The organism is Paenibacillus sp. 598K (assembly GCF_003851045.1).
Taxonomy (GTDB): Bacteria; Bacillota; Bacilli; order Paenibacillales; family Paenibacillaceae; genus Paenibacillus_D.
Genome location: NZ_BFBX01000004.1, coordinates 124394 through 147259, shown reverse-complemented (window position 1 = coordinate 147259; position 22866 = coordinate 124394). Strand labels below are relative to the sequence as shown.

General features: G+C 60.8%; 19 protein-coding genes and 1 pseudogene. 4 read left to right on the top strand and 16 right to left on the bottom strand.

Annotated elements, in window-relative coordinates:
- From PA598K_RS35890 to rfbH, 4 genes are all read right to left on the bottom strand, one after another.
- On the bottom strand, positions 1–865 hold an 865-nt coding region (locus tag PA598K_RS35890), incomplete at its 3' end, for a thiamine pyrophosphate-binding protein (protein ID WP_185601450.1).
- On the bottom strand, positions 862–1965 hold the full coding sequence (gene rfbG / locus PA598K_RS02290; protein ID WP_128655287.1) for a CDP-glucose 4,6-dehydratase: 1104 nt from the start codon (positions 1963–1965) through the stop codon (positions 862–864). The genes PA598K_RS35890 and rfbG, both read right to left, overlap by 4 nt.
- On the bottom strand, positions 1962–2753 hold the full coding sequence (rfbF, locus tag PA598K_RS02285; RefSeq protein ID WP_128655286.1) for a glucose-1-phosphate cytidylyltransferase: 792 nt from the start codon (positions 2751–2753) through the stop codon (positions 1962–1964). Before rfbF ends, rfbG begins: the two co-directional genes overlap by 4 nt.
- The gene (rfbH, locus tag PA598K_RS02280; RefSeq protein WP_128655285.1) at positions 2750–4075 is read right to left on the bottom strand and encodes a lipopolysaccharide biosynthesis protein RfbH; all 1326 of its coding nucleotides are present in this window, start codon (positions 4073–4075) and stop codon (positions 2750–2752) included. The genes rfbF and rfbH overlap by 4 nt, the downstream gene beginning before the upstream one ends.
- A gap of 183 nt (positions 4076–4258) precedes the next feature.
- Here rfbH and PA598K_RS02275 point away from each other — a divergent pair, with 183 nt between their 5' ends.
- The 3 genes and pseudogenes from PA598K_RS02275 to PA598K_RS37675 all read left to right on the top strand — a co-directional run.
- On the top strand, positions 4259–5605 hold the full coding sequence (locus tag PA598K_RS02275) for a glycosyltransferase family 2 protein (RefSeq protein ID WP_185601448.1): 1347 nt from the start codon (positions 4259–4261) through the stop codon (positions 5603–5605).
- Between the two features lie 59 nt (positions 5606–5664).
- The gene (locus PA598K_RS35885) at positions 5665–5814 is read left to right on the top strand and encodes a hypothetical protein (protein ID WP_185601446.1); all 150 of its coding nucleotides are present in this window, start codon (positions 5665–5667) and stop codon (positions 5812–5814) included.
- 601 nt (positions 5815–6415) lie between these two features.
- Positions 6416–8080: pseudogene (locus PA598K_RS37675) on the top strand (spore surface glycoprotein BclB); the annotation flags it as partial.
- A gap of 649 nt (positions 8081–8729) precedes the next feature.
- Here PA598K_RS37675 and cysC read toward each other — a convergent pair.
- From cysC to PA598K_RS02245, 5 genes are all read right to left on the bottom strand, one after another.
- Complete coding sequence (gene cysC / locus PA598K_RS02265) at positions 8730–9296, bottom strand: adenylyl-sulfate kinase (protein WP_128655282.1); 567 nt, start codon at positions 9294–9296, stop codon at positions 8730–8732.
- Positions 9297–9352: 56 nt separating this feature from the next.
- Positions 9353–9688, bottom strand: coding sequence for a potassium channel family protein (locus PA598K_RS02260; protein WP_128655281.1), 336 nt, complete (start codon positions 9686–9688; stop codon positions 9353–9355).
- Between the two features lie 5 nt (positions 9689–9693).
- Positions 9694–10641 carry an MBL fold metallo-hydrolase gene (locus tag PA598K_RS02255; RefSeq protein ID WP_128655280.1) on the bottom strand — a complete coding sequence of 316 codons (948 nt, stop codon included), beginning with the start codon at positions 10639–10641 and terminating at the stop codon, positions 9694–9696.
- Positions 10642–10684: 43 nt separating this feature from the next.
- Complete coding sequence (locus PA598K_RS02250) at positions 10685–11233, bottom strand: RNA 2'-phosphotransferase (RefSeq protein WP_128655279.1); 549 nt, start codon at positions 11231–11233, stop codon at positions 10685–10687.
- Between the two features lie 287 nt (positions 11234–11520).
- Positions 11521–13647, bottom strand: coding sequence for a GMC family oxidoreductase (locus PA598K_RS02245; protein WP_128655278.1), 2127 nt, complete (start codon positions 13645–13647; stop codon positions 11521–11523).
- A 262-nt stretch (positions 13648–13909) separates the two neighbouring features.
- On the opposite strand from PA598K_RS02245, the gene PA598K_RS02240 reads away from it, so the two are divergent.
- The gene (locus PA598K_RS02240; protein ID WP_128655277.1) at positions 13910–14965 is read left to right on the top strand and encodes an NAD-dependent epimerase/dehydratase family protein; all 1056 of its coding nucleotides are present in this window, start codon (positions 13910–13912) and stop codon (positions 14963–14965) included.
- Positions 14966–15249: 284 nt separating this feature from the next.
- Here PA598K_RS02240 and PA598K_RS02235 read toward each other — a convergent pair whose 3' ends face one another.
- The 7 genes from PA598K_RS02235 to uraD form a co-directional block, all read right to left on the bottom strand.
- The gene (locus PA598K_RS02235) at positions 15250–15771 is read right to left on the bottom strand and encodes a (2Fe-2S)-binding protein (protein ID WP_128655276.1); all 522 of its coding nucleotides are present in this window, start codon (positions 15769–15771) and stop codon (positions 15250–15252) included.
- Positions 15768–18062, bottom strand: a complete 2295-nt coding sequence (gene pucD / locus PA598K_RS02230) for a xanthine dehydrogenase subunit D (protein WP_128655275.1) — start codon at positions 18060–18062, stop codon at positions 15768–15770. Before pucD ends, PA598K_RS02235 begins: the two co-directional genes overlap by 4 nt.
- A gap of 117 nt (positions 18063–18179) precedes the next feature.
- A complete protein-coding gene (locus tag PA598K_RS02225) occupies positions 18180–19079 on the bottom strand; it encodes an FAD binding domain-containing protein (RefSeq protein WP_128655274.1) in 900 nt (299 codons plus the stop codon).
- A 174-nt stretch (positions 19080–19253) separates the two neighbouring features.
- Entirely contained in the window at positions 19254–20576 is a 1323-nt protein-coding gene (locus tag PA598K_RS02220; RefSeq protein WP_128655273.1) for a 5'-deoxyadenosine deaminase, read from the bottom strand.
- Positions 20577–20667: 91 nt separating this feature from the next.
- Complete coding sequence (gene uraH / locus PA598K_RS02215; protein ID WP_128655272.1) at positions 20668–21027, bottom strand: hydroxyisourate hydrolase; 360 nt, start codon at positions 21025–21027, stop codon at positions 20668–20670.
- Positions 21024–22019, bottom strand: a complete 996-nt coding sequence (gene pucL / locus PA598K_RS02210) for a factor-independent urate hydroxylase (RefSeq protein WP_260405227.1) — start codon at positions 22017–22019, stop codon at positions 21024–21026. Before pucL ends, uraH begins: the two co-directional genes overlap by 4 nt.
- Complete coding sequence (gene uraD, locus PA598K_RS02205; RefSeq protein ID WP_128655271.1) at positions 22016–22561, bottom strand: 2-oxo-4-hydroxy-4-carboxy-5-ureidoimidazoline decarboxylase; 546 nt, start codon at positions 22559–22561, stop codon at positions 22016–22018. Before uraD ends, pucL begins: the two co-directional genes overlap by 4 nt.
- Between the last annotated feature and the right edge of the window lie 305 nt (positions 22562–22866).

The window sequence follows — 22866 nt, the reverse complement described above, 5'->3', positions numbered from 1 at the left end:
CTTCCGCTACAGCATCCAGCCCTATCAATGTAGACGCTACAGGGATGCCGCTCTCGCGGGCAAATCGCCGCAGCGCCTCGCTCGCCCGAGCGGCGCGCACGCCGCCGCCCGCCAGGATGAGCGGCCGCCGGGCTGAAGCGATGGCCTCCAGAATATCAGAGATCTGCTGTTCCACCCCTTGCTTGGCCGAGCCGCCGTCCAGTCCTGGGGAGCGCGCCTGCTTGCCAGGGACTGTATGCCCTGCCTTATTGGGCTGATGATCTGCTCGAGGCTCCTGCTTCACGATCCCGAGCCTGACCGCAGGAATGTCACCTTTCGCCGGATAGCCGCTCAGCTCCTCCGGATTGATCTCTGCCCGCTGCACATTCATCGGCAAATCGAGCAGCACCGGTCCCGGACGGCCGTCCTGCGCCAGCGCCAGCGCTTTCTCGAGCGCATAGCGGATCTCCTCTGGCTTCTCCACCAGATAGGCCCACTTGACCAGCGGCTTGACGATGCTGACGATATCCGTCTCCTGGAAGCCAAGCTGTCTGAGCGGCCGATCGAACTTGAACTCGTACGTATTCACTTGCCCCGTGATGAATAACGCCGGCACCGAGTCGAAGTAACAACTACCGATCCCTGTCATCAGATTAAGCGCTCCGGGGCCGCTTGTCGCCAGCGCCACTCCCGGCCTCCCGGATACGCGAGCGTAGCCCTCAGCAGCAAAGGCCGCTGCCTGCTCATGGTGCACCGATACACAGGCGATATCGTCGCGGCCATAAGCGGCATCGAGCAGATGCGTGATGGCGCCGCCGCTCATCTCGAACAATCGATCGATCCCTTGCGCCGCCAGCGTCGAGATGACATAATCAGCCAGCTTCATAACAACACCTCCTCTCCTGTATATGCTCGGATCTGTCCAAGGGTGATATCGGTCATCGCCGCGCCGCCACGCCGCGCCTGCTCCCAGCGCACCGTATGAGCCAACGCCTGCTCCAGCGTCCAGCGGGGGCGCCAGCCGAGGCGACTGCGGGCCTTGCTGCAATCCAGACGCAGCATCCCGGCTTCGTGCTTCGAACCGCTACTCTCCTTCTCCCGCTCCCCTGGCATCGTCATCCGGAGCTCAGCGCCCCATATGGCTGCGAGGCGCTCCAGCACCCATGAGACCGGCCGAGCATCCGCCTCCTCCGGCCCGAAGTTCCAGGCTTCGCCGTATACCGGACCTTCCTCGTGCAGCCGCTCCGCCAGCATCAGATAGCCATGCAGCGGTTCCAGCACATGCTGCCACGGACGCACCGCCTCCGGTGCGCGCACTGCGAGCGGCCGAGCATCGGCGAGGGCTGCGAGCGCGTCAGGCACCAGCCGGTCCGGCGACCAATCGCCGCCGCCCAGCACATTGCCCGCCCGCGCCGTGGCGATCGCCGTCTGGTGCTGCGCATAGCGGGACGGCGCGAAGTAAGCGCTGCGGTAGCTGTCCGTTACCACCTCCGCGCATGCCTTGCTGGCCGAATACGGGTCATGCCCGCCCAGTTGGTCGGTCTCCCGATACCCCCACTCCCACTCGCGATTGGAGTAGCACTTGTCGGTCGTCACGACGACAACCGCCCGACGGCATCCGCCATCTGTACGCCGGACGGCCTCCAGCAGATGCGCCGTCCCGAGCACATTGGTCTCGAGCGTCGATAGAGGTTCGTCATAGGAGAGACGGACAAGCGGCTGGGCTGCGAGATGCAGCACGACCTCCGGCGCGCATACCCGCATACGGTCGGTCAGCCGCTCGATATCGCTCAGCTCGCCGATGTCTGACGCATCGGCCGGATGCTCGCCGATATAGTCATGCAGATTAGGGGATGTCTCCGGCCTGCGGGCATAGCCGGATACTTGTGCGCCCATGCTGCGCAACCACAGAGCGAGCCAGGCGCCCTTGAAGCCGGTATGTCCAGTGAGGAGCACGCGCCTGTTGTGCCAGAACGTCGGCCTCATCGCCCCTTCTCCTCCCACAGCTGCCAGGGGGCTTGCGACTTCAGCCACAAGCCGTCCAGGTAAGTTTTGTCGCGCACCGTATCCATCGGCTGCCAGAAGCCATCGTGCCGATACGCCGTCAATTGGCCATCGCTGGCGAGTCTGCTCAGCGGCTGCTGCTCGAATACGCAGCTGTCGTCCTCGCCTAGATAGTCGAACACCTGCGGCTGCAAGACGAAAAATCCGCCATTGACCCAGCCTCCCTCTCCCAGCGGCTTCTCCGCGAAGCCGCTGACACGATCTCCCTTGGCGAGCTGCAGGACGCCGAAGCGCGCCGCCGGGCGAACGGCCGTCACCGTCGCGAAGCGGCCACGCTCGCGATGCAGCGTCAGCAGCGCAGACAGGTCGATATCGGCCAACCCGTCGCCGTAGGTCAGCATGAACGGTTCGTCTCCAACGTACGGACGGATCCGGCGGATTCGGGCGCCGGTCATCGCATGCTTGCCGGTCTCGACGAGCGTCACCTTCCACGGCTCGCTCTGTTGTCTATGTACGACCATCTCGCCGCTCCGCTTGAAGTCATAGGTAACATCGGCATGGTGGAGCTGATACTCGGCGAAGTATCGTTTGATGACGGCTCCCTTGTAGCCCAGACAGATAACAAACTCGTCGAACCCCTGAGCCAGATAGATCTTCATAATATGCCACAATATCGGCCGATCGCCGATCTCGATCATCGGCTTGGGCTTCAGCCTCGTCTCCTCGCTGATGCGCGTGCCGTAACCTCCCGCGAGAATTACCACCTTCATCCCGGATGCCTCCTGTCCCATGCTGCGTACAAGGATTCGATCATATAATCGAGCATCGGCTGCGTCAGACCGGGATACACCCCGATCCAGAATGTTCGCTCCATAATCCGGTCGGCCTGGCGCAGTTCGCCGGACACCCGGTGAGCGACGGAACGGTACGCGGGCTGCCGCAGCAGGTTGCCGGCGAAGAGCAGTCGGGTGCCGATCTTCCGATCCTCCAGGAAGCGTACGACCTCCTGTCGCGATCGCGGGCTACCCTCCAGCACCGTCAGTGGGAAGCCAAACCAGCTCGGCTCGCTGCCCTCGGTCGCCTCTGGCAGTAGCAGGCAATCGGACAACGGCTCCAGATGCCGTCGCAGGTATTCGAAGTTCGCTTGCCGCTGCGTGGTGAACGCAGGCAGCTTTTGCAGCTGGGCGCAGCCGATCGCCGCTTGCATGTCGGTCACTTTCAGATTGTAGCCGATATGGCTATACGTATACTTGTGATCATAGCCATGCGGCAGGTCGCCCAGCTGCCAGTTGAACCGTCTGCCGCATGAATTGTCCTTGCCCGGCTCGCACCAGCAATCGCGCCCCCAATCGCGGAACGACTCGATCAGCTTTTTGAGCCGGGGTTGGCTGGTCGTCACTGCGCCCCCCTCGCCCATCGTAATATGGTGCGCCGGATAAAAGCTGAAGGTCGCGATATCGCCGAACGTCCCGCATCGCTGTCCGCGATACAGAGAGCCCAGCGCATCGCATGTATCCTCGATGACCCATAGTCCGTGCCTGTCGGCAACGGAGCGGATCGTCTCCATATCCAGCGGATTGCCCAACGTATGAGCAGCCATGATGGCCTTGGTGCGCGGACTGATGGCTGCCTCCAGCTGTGCCGTGTCCAGGTTGTAGGTCGGCAGCTCCGAATCGACGAACACCGGGATGCAGCCGTGCTGGATGATCGGATTGACCGTCGTTGGGAAGCCCGCCGCCGCGGTGATGACCTCGTCGCCCGAGACGAGTCGCCGATCCTTGAGCGCCGGCGAGGTCAGCGCAGACAGCGCCAGCAGATTGGCGCTGGAGCCCGAGTTGGTCAGCATCGCATAGCGGACGCCTTGCAGCTGCGCCAGCTCCCGTTCGAATTGAGTCGCGTATCTGCCTGCCGTCAGCCAAAAATCAAGCGATGAATCCAGGAGATATTGTACCTCTTCCTGATCGAACACTTTCCCTGATACCGGCACCTGATCGATGCCTGGTCGAAACGGCCGCTCTGGCCAAGCTTCCCGATAATATATCGCCGCCAAGTCCATGATTTGTTTTCTGAGATCGGCTCCCTGGGACGCCATCCGTCCGCCTCCGTTCTAGCTGAAAGTATACTTCGAAAGTTCGTTCCCCATTGTATGAGCGTACGTTTAGAAAAATACACGCAACCGCCTTTTTTCGTCATCTTTTGCATGAAGTCATCATTTTGTATGACTCGCGGCATATAGTGGTCTGGGAACGAAGTATAAAAGGGAGTGATGTCTGACATGCCGGAGCAACCGCTGGTATCGATTCTGATCCCAACCTATCAACGTGCGCATCGACTCATAAGCTGTCTGCAGAGTATCCTGACCCAAACGTACAAGAACATTGAAGTTGTTATTGTCGACAACGCCTCTACGGATGCGACAGCTCAAGTGATTCAACCGTTTTTGGCCGATCCGAGGATTCGTTTTTTTCAGAACAGTGAAAATATCGGATCACCCCGCAATCATAATCGCTGCATCGAGGAATCGAAAGGCGAATACTTGAAGTTTCTGCATTCGGACGACCGCTTTACGCATGACAAGGTATTGGAGCAGTGGGTAGACTACATGATTCGCTATCCGACCTGCAAGATGGTTACCTGTGGCTCAGTCTTCCCGACGCTGAATTCCGTGCGTCAGCAACCTTTCGATCTGCTTCGATCTGCAGGCTTTCATTCTGTTCGGCAAAGTCTGCGCTTCCAAGCCTTCGGCTTGCAAAGTGACTGGATGTTCAAAAAAAGTCTGCTCAATCAGACCGGATTGCTGGCAGATAGTTTTTCATGCGACTGCGACTTCCTTATGAAGGCTGCCTATGTGACCGACATATTGACGGTCAAGGAGGTATGGATCGAGCACGAATATGGTGCAGATAATGAGACGATGGTCGCTGATCGTCTGCGTGCGTGGGAAGCCTTGCGGCTCATGCTGTTTACTCAATTACCCTATTATACAAAGCTGTCTGTGCTCCAGAAGGTCACCCTCAGCAGCTTTCTGCACTCTGGTACGCTTTCTCGTATGCTGCCTGCTGTTCGGAGCGAGGACTACTCCGATCTGCTGCTTGGATTCAGCGATTTGCTGTACCTTGATCCGGCACTAGACCTGTTCCCTGGCGAGCAGCGGCGACAACTGCTGGAAGAACTCATCCGGCTGATCGTCCAGCGCCGGCCACGCCAAGAAATCTACGATTTTGTGGCGACTCAGAAATGGAGCAAGCCTTATGCGCATCATTTCTTATATGGCTTCTCCTTTTCCTACGAGCTGTATCACTTGACTACGAGTCTGGAGCAAGGCTCCCGCAGACTCATCCTTGTCGGCGCTCAGCGCGAGAGCGCCTGCCTCTACGAAGCCTTCCCCGAGCTGGAGCCCTATATCTCGGCAGATCTGCCAGAGTTAGTGCTGGGCAACGCTCCCCCGGATCGCGAAGAGCAAATGGCACTCTTATCGGACGGAACGGAGATTCAGCGTGACCATGACATCATACTCATTGGAGAAAATCCGTCGGGCAAGATTTTAAACGCTCAGTTAACCTCCAGAGGTTGGAAGCAAGGCCTCGATTTCATCCCTATTCAGGAGTACGGTCTCAGATAATGAAAATCTCTCAAAATGTGTGCTAAGTATCCTGCGCCAAACATACAAGAACATCGAAATTGTTAATTGAGCACGAATATACTTCAGATCCCGCTCTGGGCCTGTTCCAAGGCGAGCAGCGACGACATCTGCTGGAGGAGCTGGTCCAGTTGGTCATCCAACGCCGGACGGGCAAAGAGATCTATGAATACCTAGTGAATCAGAGCTGAAGCAAACCGTATGCAGCATGGCTCCCGCAGACTCATCCTTGTTAGCGCCGATGGCGACCGTGCCTGTCTCCGGGAAGCCTTCCCCGAGTTGGAGCCCTACGTCGGAGCCGAGCTGCCTGAACTGGTGCTGAGCGACGATCCCGAGAACCGCGATGAGTCAATAGCGACTCTATCTGACGGGACACAGATTCAGCGTGACCGTGATGTCATCCTCATCGGAATTATCCGTTATCCAAAACTTTGAACGCTCAATTGACCTCCAAAGGCTGGAAGCAAGGCGCCCACTTCATTCCGATTCGCGAGACGGGGAGCCGTCCGATCTCCAGAATAGATGCGTTACAGTCGAGAACGTAAAAGTATCGGAGCAGCCTCCAAAATTCCGACGGGCTATCGATCCCCGTAAATGACGGCGCCAGCTAGGCAGACTAAGAGGGCGGCTGGCGCGTCTCTTTGGTGAGCGTTTTTCGATAGAGGACAAGTTTCTTATTGCGCCTTTCAGATTTTTTGTTTTTATTATATATATATGTGTATGAGCGTAGGACACGCCCCTCCGTTTCTGAATACGATAGCGTAATGCTTGTCAGAATAGGAGGCGATAACCATGTCATATCCCAATATCCCTAATATCACGCCGAGTATCGCTCTAAGCCGGGAAGACGCTATTAACCTGATCTTATCCTCTGTGGCGATGGAAGAGCTGGGTCTAAGCCACATCCTTAATGCCCAAGGAGAAAAGCTACAATATGTGCTGGGCACGCTACCCGGATCAACGGGCGATCCCCCCACCATTGATCAATTGTTGGCTGTCAGTGAGAGCGTGCGGAGGTTGATGGACAGTGCTAACCGCCAGCAATTCCTCCTCCAGTCCAAAATGGAAGCTGCACTTGGAGCTTCTGTGCTTATCGGACCTACCGGTCCTGTAGGGCCGACCGGCGCAAGCGGAGGTCCTCCAGGACCAACCGGCCCTACTGGTGCTGTCGGTGCCACTGGAGCGACTGGAGCCCAAGGCCCGACCGGTACGTTCGATACGACGAGTCCGATCTTGTCGGTACTAGGCCCCACGGGTGCGGCTACATTGGGCGTCGGTCAGAGCTTGATCTTCGAGTCCAATACATTAGATATCGCTGTCACACAAGGCTCCGCTATCGTGTCTATCGAGAATCCCTCTATCACAGGGCCCCCTGGCTCTACAGGAGCGACGGGTGGAATAGGTGCCACGGGAGCGACAGGAGTAACAGGAGCTACGGGAGCAGCCGGTGCCACAGGCGAAATTGGAGCAACAGGAGTAACAGGAGTCACTGGCGAGCTCGGTGCCACGGGAGCGACAGGAGTAACAGGAGCAACTGGCGAGGTCGGTGCCACAGGCCAGATTGGAGCAACGGGGGCAACTGGAGCTGCAGGAGCTACAGGCGCAATCGGTGCCACGGGAGCGACTGGTGTGACTGGTGCTACAGGAGCTACAGGCGAAGTCGGTGCCACGGGAGCGACAGGAGTAACAGGAGCAACTGGAGCTACAGGGGCGACAGGCGTAATCGGCGCCACTGGAGCGACAGGAGTAACAGGAGCTACAGGAGCTACAGGCGTAATCGGTACCACGGGAGCGACAGGAGTAACAGGAGCTACTGGCGAGGTTGGTGCCACAGGCCAGATTGGAGCAACGGGGGCAACTGGAGCTACAGGCGTAATCGGCGCCACGGGAGCGACAGGAGTAACAGGAGTAACAGGAGCAACTGGCGAGGTCGGTGCCACAGGCCAGATTGGAGCAACTGGAGCTACAGGAGCTACAGGCGTAATCGGTGCCACGGGAGCTACAGGAGTAACAGGAGCTACGGGCGAGGTCGGTGCCACAGGCGAGATTGGAGTAACGGGGGCAACTGGAGCTACAGGCGTAATCGGCGCCACGGGAGCTAGCGGAGCAACGGGTGCCACAGGCGAGGTCGGAGTGACGGGAGTAACAGGATCAACAGGTGCCACGGGCGCAGCCGGTGTGACGGGAGCAACTGGAGCTACAGGCGAGCTCGGTGCCACGGGAGCGACAGGAGTAACAGGAGCAACTGGCGAGGTCGGTGCCACGGGAGCTACAGGAGTAACAGGAGCTACGGGCGAGGTCGGTGCCACGGGAGCTACAGGAGTAACAGGAGCTACGGGCGAGGTCGGTGCCACAGGTGCTACAGGAGCCACGGGCGAGACCGGTCCGACGGGTGCGACGGGTGCCACAGGTGCTACGGGCGAGATTGGGGCAACAGGTCCGACTGGTCCGGTTGGCGGAGGGTTTATTCCTTTTGCTTCGGGATCAAGCACCAGTACCAATTCGGATGCCACAGGAGCGGCGTCGAACATCGTTGTCGCTACGTTCGGCAGTTTTGTTGGCAACTTTACTTTGACTGGCGGGGACACATTCCAGTTCGGTAACGGGCAATCCTATTCCTTTATCATGCCTATTAGCGCAACTGTAAGATCAATATATATGGATGTGAAAAACTTAGCTTTCACGCCGCCAGGTACAACAAATATATTTCCGTTTATAGTTTTGGCTACAGCACCGCAAGGAAGCAATACGTTTACTTTCCTTCCAGAAACGAAAACCGTCGTTTCAACACCCTACATCGGCGGTACCGCTTATGCGGCCAATACCGTCTTGTCTGGAGACTTAATTAACCTTACCGTTGAGCTCACAGCCGGAACAAAAGTTGCGATTGCTTGCGGGTTTGATGTGACAACTTCTAATCTTTCAGCCAGCTATGTTTTCTATTACACAGGAGGCATATACTTCGGTTAACCCTTCTCAAGCTATCGGGATCCAAACAAGCCGACTTCTTAATCGAAATCGGCTTGTTTTTGCTTTATTTTGAAAGAACGCCAAAAATGCTATCGCTGAGACATGGATGTATGCCACTTTACACTGTATATATGACTCAGTCGGCCAGCATGGAACGCACGGAATGAGCTAGCGCTCTGGCGTTGTCCTCTACGCTGATACGTTCGGTATCGAGTATCAGCTCCGGCCGATCCGGAGGCTCATAAGGCGCATCGATGCCTGTGAACTGTCGAATCTCGCCCCGTCTCGCCCTTCCGTACAAGCCTTTGGGGTCTCTGTCTTCGCACACCGCGAGCGGACATTTCACGTATACCTCCGCAAAGGCCGCCTCCCGGAAACGGTCTCTAATCGCGGCGCGTGCTGCAGCGGACGGCGAGATCGTCGCTACGAGCACGACGAAGCCTTGCTCCAGGAACAAAGCTGCGGCCTCGGCGGTTCGGCGCATGTTCTCCTCGCGATCCGCCGCCGAGAAGCCAAGGTCGCGATTCAGCCCCGCCCGCAGCCGATCCCCGTCGAGGACGACACAGGCGGTCCCGCTATGTACGAGCAGCTCACGCGTCGCTTCGGCGAGCGTCGTCTTGCCTGCGCCGGACAGGCCGGTGAGCCAGACGATCCCTCCTCTTTGCTCTGAGCCATTCGAAGCCAATCGTTGTTCCTTCAACATGTTCCCCCTCTCGTCGCCTAAGGATAGTCCTCTCCCGCGTAACGCAGACATCATCATCAATCTCGACGATTGGCGCCGCTCTGGACCAAGCCATAGGCGATATAGCCCATCATCCCGATGAACAATCCGGTGCCGACGACGATGAACACCATCGTGAACACCTTGCCGAGCAACGTCTGCGGCACGAATGTCGGGTGGCCGACCGTGCTCAGCGTCGAGATGCAATAGAATAGCGCGTCCACGACAGGCAGTCCCTCCTGCGTCGTATAAAAGATTGTGCCGGATACGAGCACCAGGACGACCAGGATGAACAGCGCCTGGAAGTTCTTGAGCCGGAACGCATGCCACAGTCCCGAGAGCAGACGCTTAAGCGTCAACAAAAATGAAACCATCGCCCTTACACCTCCATATGAACGCTGTCTGCAACGTCAGACCAATCTCGGGTGCGTCCAAGCTCCAGCATCCAAAGTTGTTCAGAGGGCAATCCCCGTCGCACCCACTCGGCGGACAGTCGATCGATCGCTTCCTTGGCGGTATCGTCGGCCAGCCGGTATGCGTCATAGTGCATCGGCACGAAACAACGAGCGCCAAGGTCGATATAGGTCTGGACAGCTTCCTCGGGCGACATATGCGCATCCCGCATAAACCACTCCGGCTCGTAAGCGCCGATCGGAATGAGCGCGACATCGATACCCGGGTAACGCGCGCCGATCTCTGCGAAGAGAGAATCATAGCCGCTATCACCGGCAAAATAGATCCGGCGCTCGTCCAGGGTCATGATCCAGCCACCCCAGTGCGAGGTGTTGGTATCCCACGGGGTGCGACGGGTCCAATGCTTGGCCGGGACGAAGCTGAAGCTGACGCGGCCCACGGTAGTCTCAGACCACCAGGAGAGCTCGCGCACGCGAGCGAACCCTCTGCGGCGCATCCACTGCCCCAGCCCTTCCGGGACAAGCATCTCGAAATCGCCTGGCAGACGGCGGAGGCTTCCGAGATGCAGATGATCGTAGTGCGCATGCGAAAGCAGGACGACATCGATCGGCGGCAACGCCTCGATCGGCACCCCGGGAGCGGACAATCTGCGCGAGAATCCCATCCGACCGGCCCAGACGGGATCCGTGACGATATTGAGCCCGCCGAGCTGGATCAGGAAGGTCGAGTGACCGATGAAGGTAACTGTCGGCTGACTGCGGTTGGTCGCCAGCAGCTTCACGTCAGGCTCGACGCGCGGCACGATATAGGAGAGATCTTTTTTCTTGGTTCGGCGTTCCTTTTGCCATTGGCGAAGATCTGCCATCGACTTGATATTGGCAGAGCCGTCCAGATTGACATATCTTTTGGCCATAAGTATCTCCTTGGATTCATAATGTATGGGTACATGAGGTAGCTCAGGGGTGCCGCTGCTCCGAGAGAAAGGCTGGCGGGATCGCGTCGGCTAGCCAGATCGAGTGATTGCCCATGTAGAACGCCACGCCGTCACGCTCAGCCTCCATTGCATCGATGCGCAACAGCACAGGCGACGGAGTCTTGCGCCGACCGACGGTTAACGCCGTCGCCGTATCTACGGACAGATGCACATACTGACGCTGCATCGGTCGCAAGCCCTCCCGAAGGATCGTCTCCAGGAGCGGCTGCGTCGTGCCGTGATAGAGCGTCTGCGGCGGCGACGAGCGGACTTTGACGATACGCTCGGGCACCGAATGGCCATAGAGCGCCCGGATCTTGCCACCGTTCAACTCATGCCGCTGCTTGTCCGAGCGGGCGATCATCCGCGCCAGATCACTCTCCTGCAGGGAGGTCCACCGATGATCTTGCCGCAAGGCCGACAGTAGCTGCTCCACCGTCACCCATCCCTCATCATCCAGCTCCAGCTCATACTCCCAAGGCGCATGCCGGAGCGCATAAGATACTTCCTTGCTTAATTTCGCATCGTCCATTTTCAGGCATACCGCCTTTCTGCTAGCTCGTCCGTCTTCCTACTGCAGACCTTCGCAGGTATAGACTCCATTATACTAAGATTGACTGGTGAAAGAAAAGCGAACGCACCCGCCGCATGCGAATAGCCCGCGCCGGATGGCGCAGGCAGAGGAACGGGCTGTATGGATACGTATGACGAACCTATAACGATGCCCGGCTTGGCACGCCCCTTCCTTTTCGAGCGACTATGGCCGTGGGTGTGCGGTAGCGTAACCGCCCCTGTACATCCCTACAGCTTGCCACCGTCTCAGCTGTGCCTGACGATCTGCCCTGCCGTGCGGAAGGCGAGCGCCAGAATCGTCAGCACCGGGTTCACGCCGCCGTTGGTCACATGGACCGAACCGTCGCAGATCCACAGGTTGTCATAGCCGTGCACTCGTCCTGTCGGGTCGGTCACCGAGGACGCCGGATCATCGCCCATGCGGAGCGTGCCTGCCTGATGCTGTCCGCCGCTCAAGCCGCCGCCAGGCCGAGTTCGCCATACCCGGCTCGCTCCGGCGGCCCAGAGCCAACGCTCGGCTTGCTCGCCGTGGTAGCTCGCCACTCGCAGCGATTCGCGGTGGACCTGACCAGAGAGCATCGCCACCGGCATCCCGAAGCGATCCTTGACCGTGGGGGATAGCCGCACCTGCGCATCTGGCGCGGGGATCTCCTGGATCGGCCCCTGGATCTGTCCAGTCCGCAGATAGCTCTCCCGCATCGCGGCCTTGCCTGCCAGACCCCAGCGCGGCGCATCCGGCGCCAGCGCGCGGTACCAGTGGATGAGCGGCGTCCGCGTGAACTCGTTGGCGAGCAAGCCGCCGCCCAGGATGCCGCTGTCGCGCCGATGCTCGTGTCGGAACGTCGCCACGCTGACGCCAGGGCCGAGCCCATCCTGCACCGGCTCGTCGAACAGGCCAAAGGCGCCCGCATAGACATGCCCCTGCAAGTGGCGTCCGACCTGGCCGCTGCGGTTGCCGATGCCATGCGGCTCGGCGTCGCTGGCCGAGTGCAGCAGCAGGCGGGCGCTCTCGATCGCGCCGGCGGCGGCGATGACATGCGTCGCCTGGATCAGCCGACGTCTGACTACGCCGCCGACCTCGCTGACGAGTCGGACGCCGGTCGCCCGTCTGCCGCGCTCCGTCTCGATACGCTCAGCCAGCGTATCGCAGATCAGCTCGCAGTTGCCCGTTGCCAAGGCGCGCGCCAGCATCGTATTATGTCCGCCATTCTTGGCGTCGGTCGGACAGGCGAAGCCGATGCACTCGCCGCAACGGACGCACGCCGCCCGGCCATGCCTGGGCACGGAGTTGATGAGCAACGGCACCGCACCGACCTCCCAGCCCAGCTTGATCGCGCCCGCTGCGAGCCTCTCCGCCTCGCGCGTGCGAGAGAGCGGGGGCATCGGATAAGGGCGCGCTCTGCTGCCCCGCCCCGGATGCGCGTCTCCGTCCCCGCATACGCCGACCTCCCACTCGGCCCGGTCATAATACGGCGCGAGCTCGTCATAGCCGATCGGCCAATCGGCGAGCGAGCTGCCCTCCGGTACGCCGTAGCGGCTGGCCATCCGGAAGTCGTCCGGGTGGAAGCGCCACGCCTGCGCACCGTAGACGCGCGTGCCGCCGCCGACGGTCATCGCATTATTGTGATAATCCCCCTCGTGCGGAGCTGTGATACGCTCGATCCCATCCGGGCCAAGGAAGGTGCGGGGATGACCGGTCGGGCTCGGTCCGGTATTATGGCCGTAGTGGCTCAGCCGGTGATTGCGCAGATGATCCCTGGCGATCTGCTCATAGGTCAGCCAGCTCCCCCGCTCGACGACGAGCACACGCATCCCCGCCTCGGCGAGCTCGGCAGCCGCTACCGAGCCGCCCGCACCAGCGCCGATGACGACCGCATCGTAATGATCGGCCAGCGATTCCCAGTCCGTCAGCGGCAGCGCCGTCTCTGGCGGTCTCGCCGTCTCCCCGTTCGCCGGGCCCGGACGATAGCCGATCATCCGCCATGACACGCCGTCTTGATTGCCGCCCTGCTCTGGGCTGCCATAGTACCCTTCGATGAGGATCGTCGATAGCTGGGTCAGCCATGCTGCCGGAGATACCGGCCAATGTCGCTGCTCATCGCCATCCCGAAGCGCCGCCAGCAACCTCTCTTGCTCGTCCACACTCAAGGCGGCAAACGGTCGACCGTATCGCGATACCGACTCCGCATCTAGCGCTTTGAGTCCCGGCATGATCAGCGATTGCCACACGTCGGGATGGCTCGCGGCATGCCGCTCAAGCGCCGTCAATGCACCGGCCTGCCAAGCCGACGGCCACTCCTCTTCCCCCGGGACGATGCGGTCCGCAATCGCTTTCAAACCGATGCGCGCCGCCTCCTCGAATCCGTGCTCCACTGACACTCACTCCTCTTCTCCGCTATGCGGGTTCACTATCATCTGTATGTCTATTATAACCCGGGTATGGAGCTTCGCGCGGGGAATTATTTATAGGAATCGATGATCGCTAGCCTAAGAAGCCATCGACGACGAACAGCACCTCCGCTAGCAACAGCCAGTTTCACGCACGATTCCGTTAAACCTTTCATATATTATTGCTGAGATAAAGGTGGTATAGGTTTTATCGCTAAGCAGCACGAAAAGGAGGTAATACAATCTAATGAATCATTCTGTAATTGAGGAGGATCTCGAAGACATTCTTGGCAAGAACATAGCTTGGCAAGAACTCTCCGGGCGCACAGTACTTATTACGGGAGCAAGCGGCCTGCTTCCCTCCTATATGGTGGACACCTGCATGGCCTTGAATAGGCGACAGCTCTTGGACTCTCCTGTGCATGTCCTTGTGCTGGTAAGAAATGAAGCAGCAGCCAGGCGCAGATTTGACCAGTATCGAAATAATCCCCACCTGGAATTTCTGGTTCAGGATGTCTGTGAACCGGTAAGTTGGTCCGGGCGGGTGGATTTTATTATCCATGCTGCCAGCCAGGCAAGTCCCAAATACTACAGCGTCGATCCGGTAGGCACCTTATCCTCCAACGTGATAGGAACCCTCAATCTGCTCAAGCTTGCCAAGGAGAAGCAAGTTCAATCGATGCTGTTCTTAAGCTCAGGCGAGATATACGGGCAGGTACCAGAAGCGCTTATCCCTACAAAAGAAGAGGACTATGGCTACGTCAACCCCATGAGCGTCCGCTCCTGTTATGCGGAGAGCAAGCGAATGGCTGAAACCATGTGCGTAAGCTGGCATCATCAGTATGGCGTTCCTGTTAAGGTTGTGCGCCCTTTTCATACGTATGGGCCGGGAATGAAACTGGATGATGGGCGGGTCTTTGCTGACTTCGTCAGCAATATTCTGAATCGCAAAGACATTGTCATGACTAGCGAGGGGACCGCAACACGCGCCTTCTGTTACCTGTCAGATGCTACAGCAGGTTTCTTCACCGTTCTTCTGAAGGGCGTGAGCGGCGAAGCCTACAATATTGGAAATCCTGACGGGACAGTAAGCATCTCTGAGCTTGCCTCGACCCTGATAGGCCTGTTCCCCGAGTATGGACTTAAGGTCGTAAGGTCGGCACCCTTCGGTAAGTATGTTCCCAGTATGAGCGACAAGAATATTCCGGATATCACCAAGGCTATGAATCTCGGCTGGCGTCCTTCGACAGGCATCAAGGCCGGTTTCTCAAGAACGATTCGAAGTTATTCTTCCGAATTATAGAAAGGACGATACATTCCTCCACAGGGATAAACATGCCGACATATTCTAATTTTTGCAAGCAAAACATATAAACAATTTGAAAAAGCACGCCTCATCCTTTACAAAGGAGCGCGTGCTTTTTACTTAAATAGCTATCATTACGTAGCGTCGCTACGACTCGACTAGTCGATATGTGGAAGTGAGGGAATAAGCAAATCAGCAACGTACGAAAGAGAGTATTCCGAAAGTTTGTGGCAGAACGGTTATACAGGAGACATAAGCTACTGAGCGTGAGCGCGCGTGTATCAACCGTCCGGCAGCCCGCTACCCCTCGCACACCGCTCGACCGCTCGCAGGATGCCGCCGTAACCGGTGCAGCGGCACAGATTGCCCGAGAGCGCCTGGAGCGTCTGCTCGGAGGTCGGCGTCGGATGCTCATCGAGCAGCGCCTTGACGGCAAGCGTCATGCCAGGCGTGCAATAGCCGCACTGGAAGCCGCCTTCCTCGATCAAGGCGCGCTGGATCGGATGCAGCTCTCCCTTCCCCTTGCCCTCCCTGTCCACCAGCCCTTCGATCGTCGTAATCCGCTTGCCCGCGCACTGGTACGCCATCGCCAGACAAGCGTTGACCGGCCTGTCATCCACCAGCACCGTACAAGCTCCGCAGCGCCCGATGCCGCAAGACAGCTTGACACCGGTCAAGCCAAGCTCCTCGCGCAGCAGCGAGAGCAGCCGCTGCGACGCCCGTACCCGGAGTCGCACCGGTTCCCCGTTGACGATGCCCTGCCAGTCGCTTCCGCCTGGCCCCTCTTGCTTGATGTACGTCATCGCATCCCCTCCTCTGCGCGTGGCGCGAAGCGCCGGATGAGCGTCTCGCGTCGGATCGGCAGCTCAGCTATCCACACTCCCGGCCCCATTGCATCGCGGACAGCTGCAGCGATGGCCGGCGCGAGCGCCACCGAGCCGACCTCGCCGATGCCGCGCGGGCCGTACGGATCGTCCGGGGCCAGCTCCTCGATCGCATCGATCTCCAGCGATGCAGGCGTATCCGCTACGCCCGGCAGCAGATAGGTGTCCAGGTTCTCCGTCGCATAGCGTCCTTCCTCCATCTCCGCATCCTCCATGAGCGCGAAGCCGAGCGCCATCGAGGCGCCGCCCTCGATCTGGCCGATATAGCCCATCGGATTGACGACCTCTCCCGCCGCGACCGCATGGCGTTGCGCCCGGAGCGATACTGCGCCGGTCAGCGTATTCACCTCGACCTCGACGGTCACTGCGGTGCACGTATAGAGGAAATGCGCGCCGACTACGGGATCGGGCGTCACCGGGAAGTGAATCGCCGCCTCGCAGCGCAGCGGACGCTCCGCCCGCTCTGCCAGCTCCCGATAGGAGAGCAACAGGCGCGGCTCGCTGCCTGGCGAGCGCAGCCAGATGCCGCCGGGCCCTGTCGTCAGCGCCTCCTGCGCCGCGCCGCTCGACGCCGCAGCGGCCGCCAGCATCGCCTCGGTCAATCGGGGCTGCAGCTCGCGCAGCGTCAGGTAGGCGATCGTCGTCGACCGCGAGGCGGTGCTGGAGCCGCTGTGCGGCGTCTTGTCCGTGTCGCCGAGGACGATACTCAGATCGCCGGCTGCGCACCCGAACAGCTCCAGCATCATAATCTCCAGCGTCGCGACGATCCCCTGGCCGAACTCCTCGAAGCTGAACGCCGCCTCCAGCTTGCCCTCGCTCGTCAGCGACAGCCGTCCCCCGCCGGGATCGGGGATGCCGTAGCCGAGACCCGAGCCATGCATTGCGATCGCCGAGCCGATGCCCCGACGCAGCCACGGTGGGTCGTCTGCCTGCGTCGCCGAGACGCTGCTCCGGGCCTCCAGGCGGCTGCGCGCGGCGGACCGCCACACCTGGAGCGCGCCGTCTGTCGGCGCGATCGTCTGCCCCATCGGGCCCGGATCGGCAGCGGCCCGCAGGTTGCGCCGTCGTAGCTCCCACGGCTCGATGCCGGCGATAGCCGCTAGACGATCCATCTGGCCTTCAAGCGCGAAGATGACCTGGTTGCCGCCGAAGCCTCGGAATTCGCCGGATACGCCATTGTTCGTATAGACCGAGCGCCCCTGGACACAGACATGGGGGATGCGGTACGGTCCCATCGCATGCTCGGTCGCAAAGTTCAATACCGGCGCGCCAAGCGTCGCATAAGCCCCCGTATCGGCGACGATCTCCACCTCGTGCGCGAGCAGTCGTCCCTCCGCGTCGATGCCCGTCTTCATCCGCACGCGCATCGGGTGGCGCTTCAGCCCGGCGGTCACCGACTCGCGTCGGCTGTTGTGCAGCTTCACCGGCCGGCCGGTACGGATCGTCAGCAGCGCGCCGTAGGGCTGGACGTTCAGCTCGTCCTTGCCGCCGAACGAGCCGCCGATCGGGCTGGAGACGACCCGGATCTGCTCCTCGGGCATCGCCAGGATGCGTGCGAGCTGCATCCGGTCCTTGTAGCCGTGCTGCGTCGCCGCGCGGACGACGAGACGACCGTCCGCCTCATAGCTGAACAGTCCGCCCTCCGTCTCCATATAGCCATGCATCTGGCGGGGCGTCTGATACGTCTGCTCGACGATATGGACGCAACGGGCAAACGCGGCCGTCGTATCGCCGCGCGCGTAGCTGGTGCGGTGCAGCACATTGCCCTCCGGGTGGAGCAACGGCGCATCCTCGGCGAGCGCGGCCTTCGGCGAATCGAGGACCGGCAATGGCTCATACTCCACCTCGATCAGCGCCAAGGCGTAAGCCGCCAGCTCCGGCGACTCGGCAGCGACGGCGGCGATCGCATCGCCGATGTACCGCACGCGGTCCTCGCACAGCACCGGCTGGTCAGGCTGGACGATGCCGAAGCGGTTGAGCCCCGGCACATCGCGATGCGTGAGGACCGCATGGACGCCGGGCAGCCGCTCCGCTCGCTCCGTGCGGATCGCGAGCAGACGGGCATGCGGATAGGCGCTGCGCAGCACCTTGCCGTAGAGCATGCCGGGCGCTGTCAGATCGGTCAGATAAGCGAGCTCGCCGGTCGTCTTGGCCTTACCGTCTGGACGGCGATGCCATCGTCCTTGGGCGGTCTGTCGATCAAGCCGCATCGCAGTCTCCTCCTTTCTACGGACAGCTAGGGTGTGTTTGAATATGCCAAAGGCAGCAGAAGGTGTTGAATGCTTGTTCTATGTCTCAACGCCGCTCCCGCCACACCTCGCGCCCGCTCAACGCCTGATGAGCGACCAGAGCTGCGCCATCACCAGATTGGCGGCCGCCTCCCGGCGATAGCCGGCATCGGCGTAGCGGTCGGTCGCCGCAGTATAGTGCGTCCGCACCGCAGCGCCGACCTGCTCCACGACACGGGTATCGAGCGTGTGCCCTTCCAGCAGCCGCTCGGCAGCCGTCAGCCGCTGCGGGAGCGCGGTGCCGCCGCCCAAAGCTATCCGCACGCCGAGGATCACGCCGTCCTCCGCCCGCATCCGTCCGGCTAACGCCACTGTGACTAGCGAAGGCGTAAAGGCGGCGCGACGTCCGAGCTTGACGTACCGGCTGAGGCTCACCGCATCGTCATCCCCCGCTTCAGCGCATGGCGGCGGCAGATGGATGCGGCACAGGATATCCTCGCCATCCCGTCCCGCTGCCTCGGCGAGCCATCGCTGCAGCCCGACACGGACGGGCCCGGAGCGGCGGTCCACGGTCAGCTCGGCTTCGAGCGCCAGCAACGCCGGCACGACATCGCCGGTCAGGCTACATACATTGCCACCCAGTGTCGCCAGGTTGCGGACGGCGGGTGCCGCCACCGAGCCGATCGCCTCGACGAACAGCCCGCTCAAGCTCCGCACCTCGGGATCGGCGCGGCACAGCCCGAGCGTCGTCATCGCGCCGATCTCGATGCCGCCGTCCTCGGCCCGCCGGATACCGCTCAGCTCCGGGATTGCCTGGAGGCTGATCAGTCGGCGCGGCACAGCCCGCGTACGTTGCTCCCACTGCGTCCGCAGCAGCGTCGTCCCGGCGCCGTAGCAGGCGCCCTCGCCCAGCCGACGCTTCTGCCTTCGCGCGTCCGCCAGGCTCGTCGGCAGGGCGATGTGCGGCTCGCCTGCCAGTCGCAACGCCTCTTTATGCATGGACTTCCCCCCATTCAGTGCAGCCAATGAGTCCTTTCGACAGGCAGTGCTTGTCGCGAAAGCGTCGATATAATTTATGGCATTAAATAAATACTAGAAATTATTTAATGCAGTTAATGGTCGGGGCAGGCGCTTGTATTGGCACATGCTTCCTCATAAGCTAGAGCATCGCCATTAGCCCTTACCCAGCAAGCGACGGATCGAGCGATCGGCCTCGCGCAGAACGGAGGTCTTGTCGAGGGTGAGCAGCCGCTTGCCCTGCATCACCAGCCTGCCGTCGATCATGACCGTATCGACATCGCTGCGCCCGGCCGAGTAGACGATGCGGGAGTACGGATCGACATCGTAGGCCGGGTAGCTGTGGAATTCCTCCAGGTCGAGCAGGATCAGGTCAGCCTTCTTGCCTGGCTCGATGCTGCCGATCTGCTCCTGCAGCCCGAGCACCTCGGCGCCGCCGCGCGTCGCCATCCGCAGCACCGTCCGCGCGTCCATCGCCGTCGGCCCCTGCTCAGGCTTCTGGATGAGCGCGGTCAGCCGCATCTCCTGGAACATGTCCAGCGTATTGTTGCATGGCGCGCCGTCTGCCCCGAGACCCACAGCGATCTGTCTCTCCCGCAGGTCCGGCACCTCGGCGATGCCGGAGGCCAGCTTCAGATTGGAGCCGGGACAGTGCGTCACCTTGACGCCCCGGGTGCGGATGATTTCCTTTTCCGTCTCGTCGAGCCAGACGCAGTGGGCGAGGATGAGGTCGGGCGAGGCGAGGCCGAGATGATCGAGGTATACGACGTTGCGCATGCCGCGCTCGCGCTCCACGAGCGCGATCTCGCCGCGATTTTCCGCCGCATGCGTATGTACCTTCACCCGATACTGCCGGGACAGATCGCGGACGCCGAGCAGCAGCTCTTCGGTGCAGGAGATGACGAATCTCGGCGAGAAGGCGTAGCCGATCCGCCCGTTCGCCTTGCCGTGCCACGCCTCTAGCAGGTCGACGCTCTCCTGCAGCGACTGCTCGGTGCGCTCCTGCAGCCGCGCCGGCACTTCGGTGCCGTGGTCCATCATCACCTTGCCTGCGATGGCGCGGATGCCGCTCTCCTCGATCGCGCGGAACGCCGAGGCGGTATGATGCACCGTCTCCATATCCAGGATCGTCGTCGTGCCGCTGCGGATCAACTCGCCGATGCCGAGCAGCGCCGAATAGTAGACGGACTCCTCGTCATGCGCCGCCTCCAGCGGCCAGATCCGCTCCTTCAGCCAGTCCAGCAGCTCCATATCGTCGGCGCGCCCGCGGAACAACGTCTGGCAGAGATGGATATGGGTCTGGACGAAGCCGGGCAGCAGCAGTTTGCCCGCAGCGTCGATGACCTGGTCGGCTGTCTCGTCGATGCGCTCGGCGATAGCGACGATCCTGTCGCTATGGACTAGCACATCTCCGGTCAGCAGCGTATCGTTGTCGTCCATGGTGACGATTTGCGCATGTTTGATCAGGATCGATGTCATAGATGTGAGCACTCTCCCTTGGCAGCATGAAGTCAGTCAGATCGTTCGGAATAACAGGAAACCATGATCTGCAACGCACCCATGTGGACGGTTAGCTGCCCCGATAAGCGCTGTAGCCGCCAGGCGCGATCAGCAGCGGCAGATGGTAGGCGTCGTCAGGCTCCGCAATCGTGAAACGGACGGGGACGCTCTCCCATAGCGAAGACGCAGCAGCGGCATCGTCTTGGCTGCGATAATACGCGCCCACCAGGTACACCAGCTCGAAGGTGCCGGCGAACAGCTCTCCCCCTGCCAGCAGAGGCTCATCGAGACGACCGTCGCGATTGGTCGTCGCGCCGCATACATAACGCAGGCCCCCCGAATCAGGCAGATGATACAGCTCGATGGCCAGCCCGGCCGCCGGACCGCCGCGCCGGAGGTCGAGCACATGCGTCGTCAGTCGCCCGCTCATCCGTCTGCGCCCCGCGAGTCGAGATCGCTGCGACGGACGGAGAAGCCCTGGAAGCCGTAAGGCGGTCTCGGCTCGGTATAGATGCCGCCCCGGCCGCTTGCCGTCTCCTCGGTCACCGTCTCCCAGGTACGGTTGTTCGACTCGAAGCCGACCTCGGCGAGCTGCGGGAATCGCTCCAGCACACGCAGGCCGATCCGGTAGACGAGATGCTGGATCGACGGCGAATACAGCTCGTGGAATACCGCAGCGGCGATATCCCGCACTTGCTCGGCTGCCACATAGCGCAGCCGCTCGCCAACGAGCGCATCCTCAGGGTCGATATACGTCCAGCTCATGTCGAGATGAATGTATAGCGGTCGATCAGCGGCTTCGATAAGCGTGGTGTACTCATCCTTGACATAGCCGGTAAACGCGCTCCCCTTCACCTTGAGCAGCCGCAGTCCGGCGAGACCTCCCGCATGGTCAGCGACAACAGCGCCTTGCGGCGTGCGGACGAGCTCGACACGGGCGGTCGGGCTTTCGTTGCGCGAATATTTGAACACCAGGTCGCTGGGCTGCAAGCGCACTCCCGTCAGTACCTGCATTGCCTCAAAGGACACCTGCTCGGCCTCCAGGCAGACGCCTTCCATCTGCGGATACGTCTCCAGCAGCCTCCGTCCGACGAACGCCAGCAAACCGTCGACGGTCGCGCCTTCGTAGCGGGCGCTCTGGCGCAGGATGAAGTTTTTCATCGAGTCGGTCGCCACCACCAGCGTATTGTCACCATCGACGAAGGAGGACAGGAAGCGCTCGCCGCTCACAGCGATGCGCAGGTTGGCTCCCAGCACCGTCTGCTCGCTCCCAGTGTAGCTGGACTCCGGTACCGGCATGACGCGCAACGGCGCGCCATACGTGCGGAACATCCACACATCGCCCTTGCCGTAATACATCGTGCGCGCTGCCCCGGCTCGATCCTGCATCGCCTCGGACGGTCTTTTGTGCGCTTCGCTCATCCCGTGCCCTCCTCCTCGATGTCGTCCATGTCCGTCAAAGCCTCGCACCAGTCCTCCAGACGATAGCCAGCGATCGCATCGACCTCCGCCAGCGCGATCCGCCATTCGAGCTGCGGCGCATGCTCCAGCCTGTGCCGGATCGTCTGCTCGATCTCCTCTGGCGTCTTGCCCCGGACGGCCAAGATGAATGGATAGCCGAACTGCGCCTTGTATTCGGCATTCAGATCAGCCAGACGACCAAGCTCCTCCTCCGCCAATACACCTAGTCCCGCCCCGCTCTGCTCTTCTGCGGAGAACGCCGACATCGGCCCCCGCTCTCCGAGCGCCGGATGCGCCCGCAGCAGCGCCAGCTGCCGCTCGCAGCCGGCGTCCTTCACGATACGCGCCATCGTCTGGCCGAGCTGCGCGACGTCAGCATAGGGGCGCTCGCGCCATGCTTGCTCTGCCACCCAGGGCGAGCTCTCGTACAGACCGCCGAAGGCTGCGATGAATTGCTGCTCTCCCATCCTCTGAATCCGGTCGATCGGTTGTCGTTGGTCCATCCATGCATCCTCCCTTTCCTTGGTTGTATGGATCGGCTCATGTTTGCTTAGGATATCTTTATTAACATGTCAACTTTGCTATGCCTATTCGGCTGCTTGTCATGTAAGATAAGCTCCCTGTACACAAAAAAACCACGCGCTCTCGCAGCCTAAGCTGCCAAAACGCGCGGTCCTCATCTTGAGATAAATTCAGGGTAACTCAATCCGTGTATGTCTCGGAAGTCGCGCACTCCCCTGTCGCCGGGACCAGCTTGCGCCAGAGCTGACGCGCCAGATCCCGCAGCAGCAGCGACTGTCGCCACCGG

Bases quoted from the DNA above. Each gene is read 5' to 3' on its own strand.
- PA598K_RS02240 (WP_128655277.1), top strand. From the start codon at position 13,910: ATGAATCATTCTGTAATTGAGGAGGATCTCGAAGACATTCTTGGCAAG.
- rfbF (WP_128655286.1), bottom strand. From the start codon at position 2,753: ATGAAGGTGGTAATTCTCGCGGGAGGTTACGGCACGCGCATCAGCGAG.
- PA598K_RS02255 (WP_128655280.1), bottom strand. From the start codon at position 10,641: ATGGCCAAAAGATATGTCAATCTGGACGGCTCTGCCAATATCAAGTCG.
- PA598K_RS02235 (WP_128655276.1), bottom strand. From the start codon at position 15,771: ATGACGTACATCAAGCAAGAGGGGCCAGGCGGAAGCGACTGGCAGGGC.
- PA598K_RS02250 (WP_128655279.1), bottom strand. From the start codon at position 11,233: ATGGACGATGCGAAATTAAGCAAGGAAGTATCTTATGCGCTCCGGCAT.
- uraH (WP_128655272.1), bottom strand. From the start codon at position 21,027: ATGAGCGGGCGACTGACGACGCATGTGCTCGACCTCCGGCGCGGCGGT.
- pucD (WP_128655275.1), bottom strand. From the start codon at position 18,062: ATGCGGCTTGATCGACAGACCGCCCAAGGACGATGGCATCGCCGTCCA.
- PA598K_RS02260 (WP_128655281.1), bottom strand. From the start codon at position 9,688: ATGGTTTCATTTTTGTTGACGCTTAAGCGTCTGCTCTCGGGACTGTGG.
- cysC (WP_128655282.1), bottom strand. From the start codon at position 9,296: ATGTTGAAGGAACAACGATTGGCTTCGAATGGCTCAGAGCAAAGAGGA.
- PA598K_RS02220 (WP_128655273.1), bottom strand. From the start codon at position 20,576: ATGACATCGATCCTGATCAAACATGCGCAAATCGTCACCATGGACGAC.
- rfbH (WP_128655285.1), bottom strand. From the start codon at position 4,075: ATGGCGTCCCAGGGAGCCGATCTCAGAAAACAAATCATGGACTTGGCG.
- PA598K_RS02275 (WP_185601448.1), top strand. From the start codon at position 4,259: ATGCCGGAGCAACCGCTGGTATCGATTCTGATCCCAACCTATCAACGT.
- PA598K_RS02225 (WP_128655274.1), bottom strand. From the start codon at position 19,079: ATGCATAAAGAGGCGTTGCGACTGGCAGGCGAGCCGCACATCGCCCTG.
- rfbG (WP_128655287.1), bottom strand. From the start codon at position 1,965: ATGAGGCCGACGTTCTGGCACAACAGGCGCGTGCTCCTCACTGGACAT.
- pucL (WP_260405227.1), bottom strand. From the start codon at position 22,019: ATGAGCGAAGCGCACAAAAGACCGTCCGAGGCGATGCAGGATCGAGCC.
- uraD (WP_128655271.1), bottom strand. From the start codon at position 22,561: ATGGACCAACGACAACCGATCGACCGGATTCAGAGGATGGGAGAGCAG.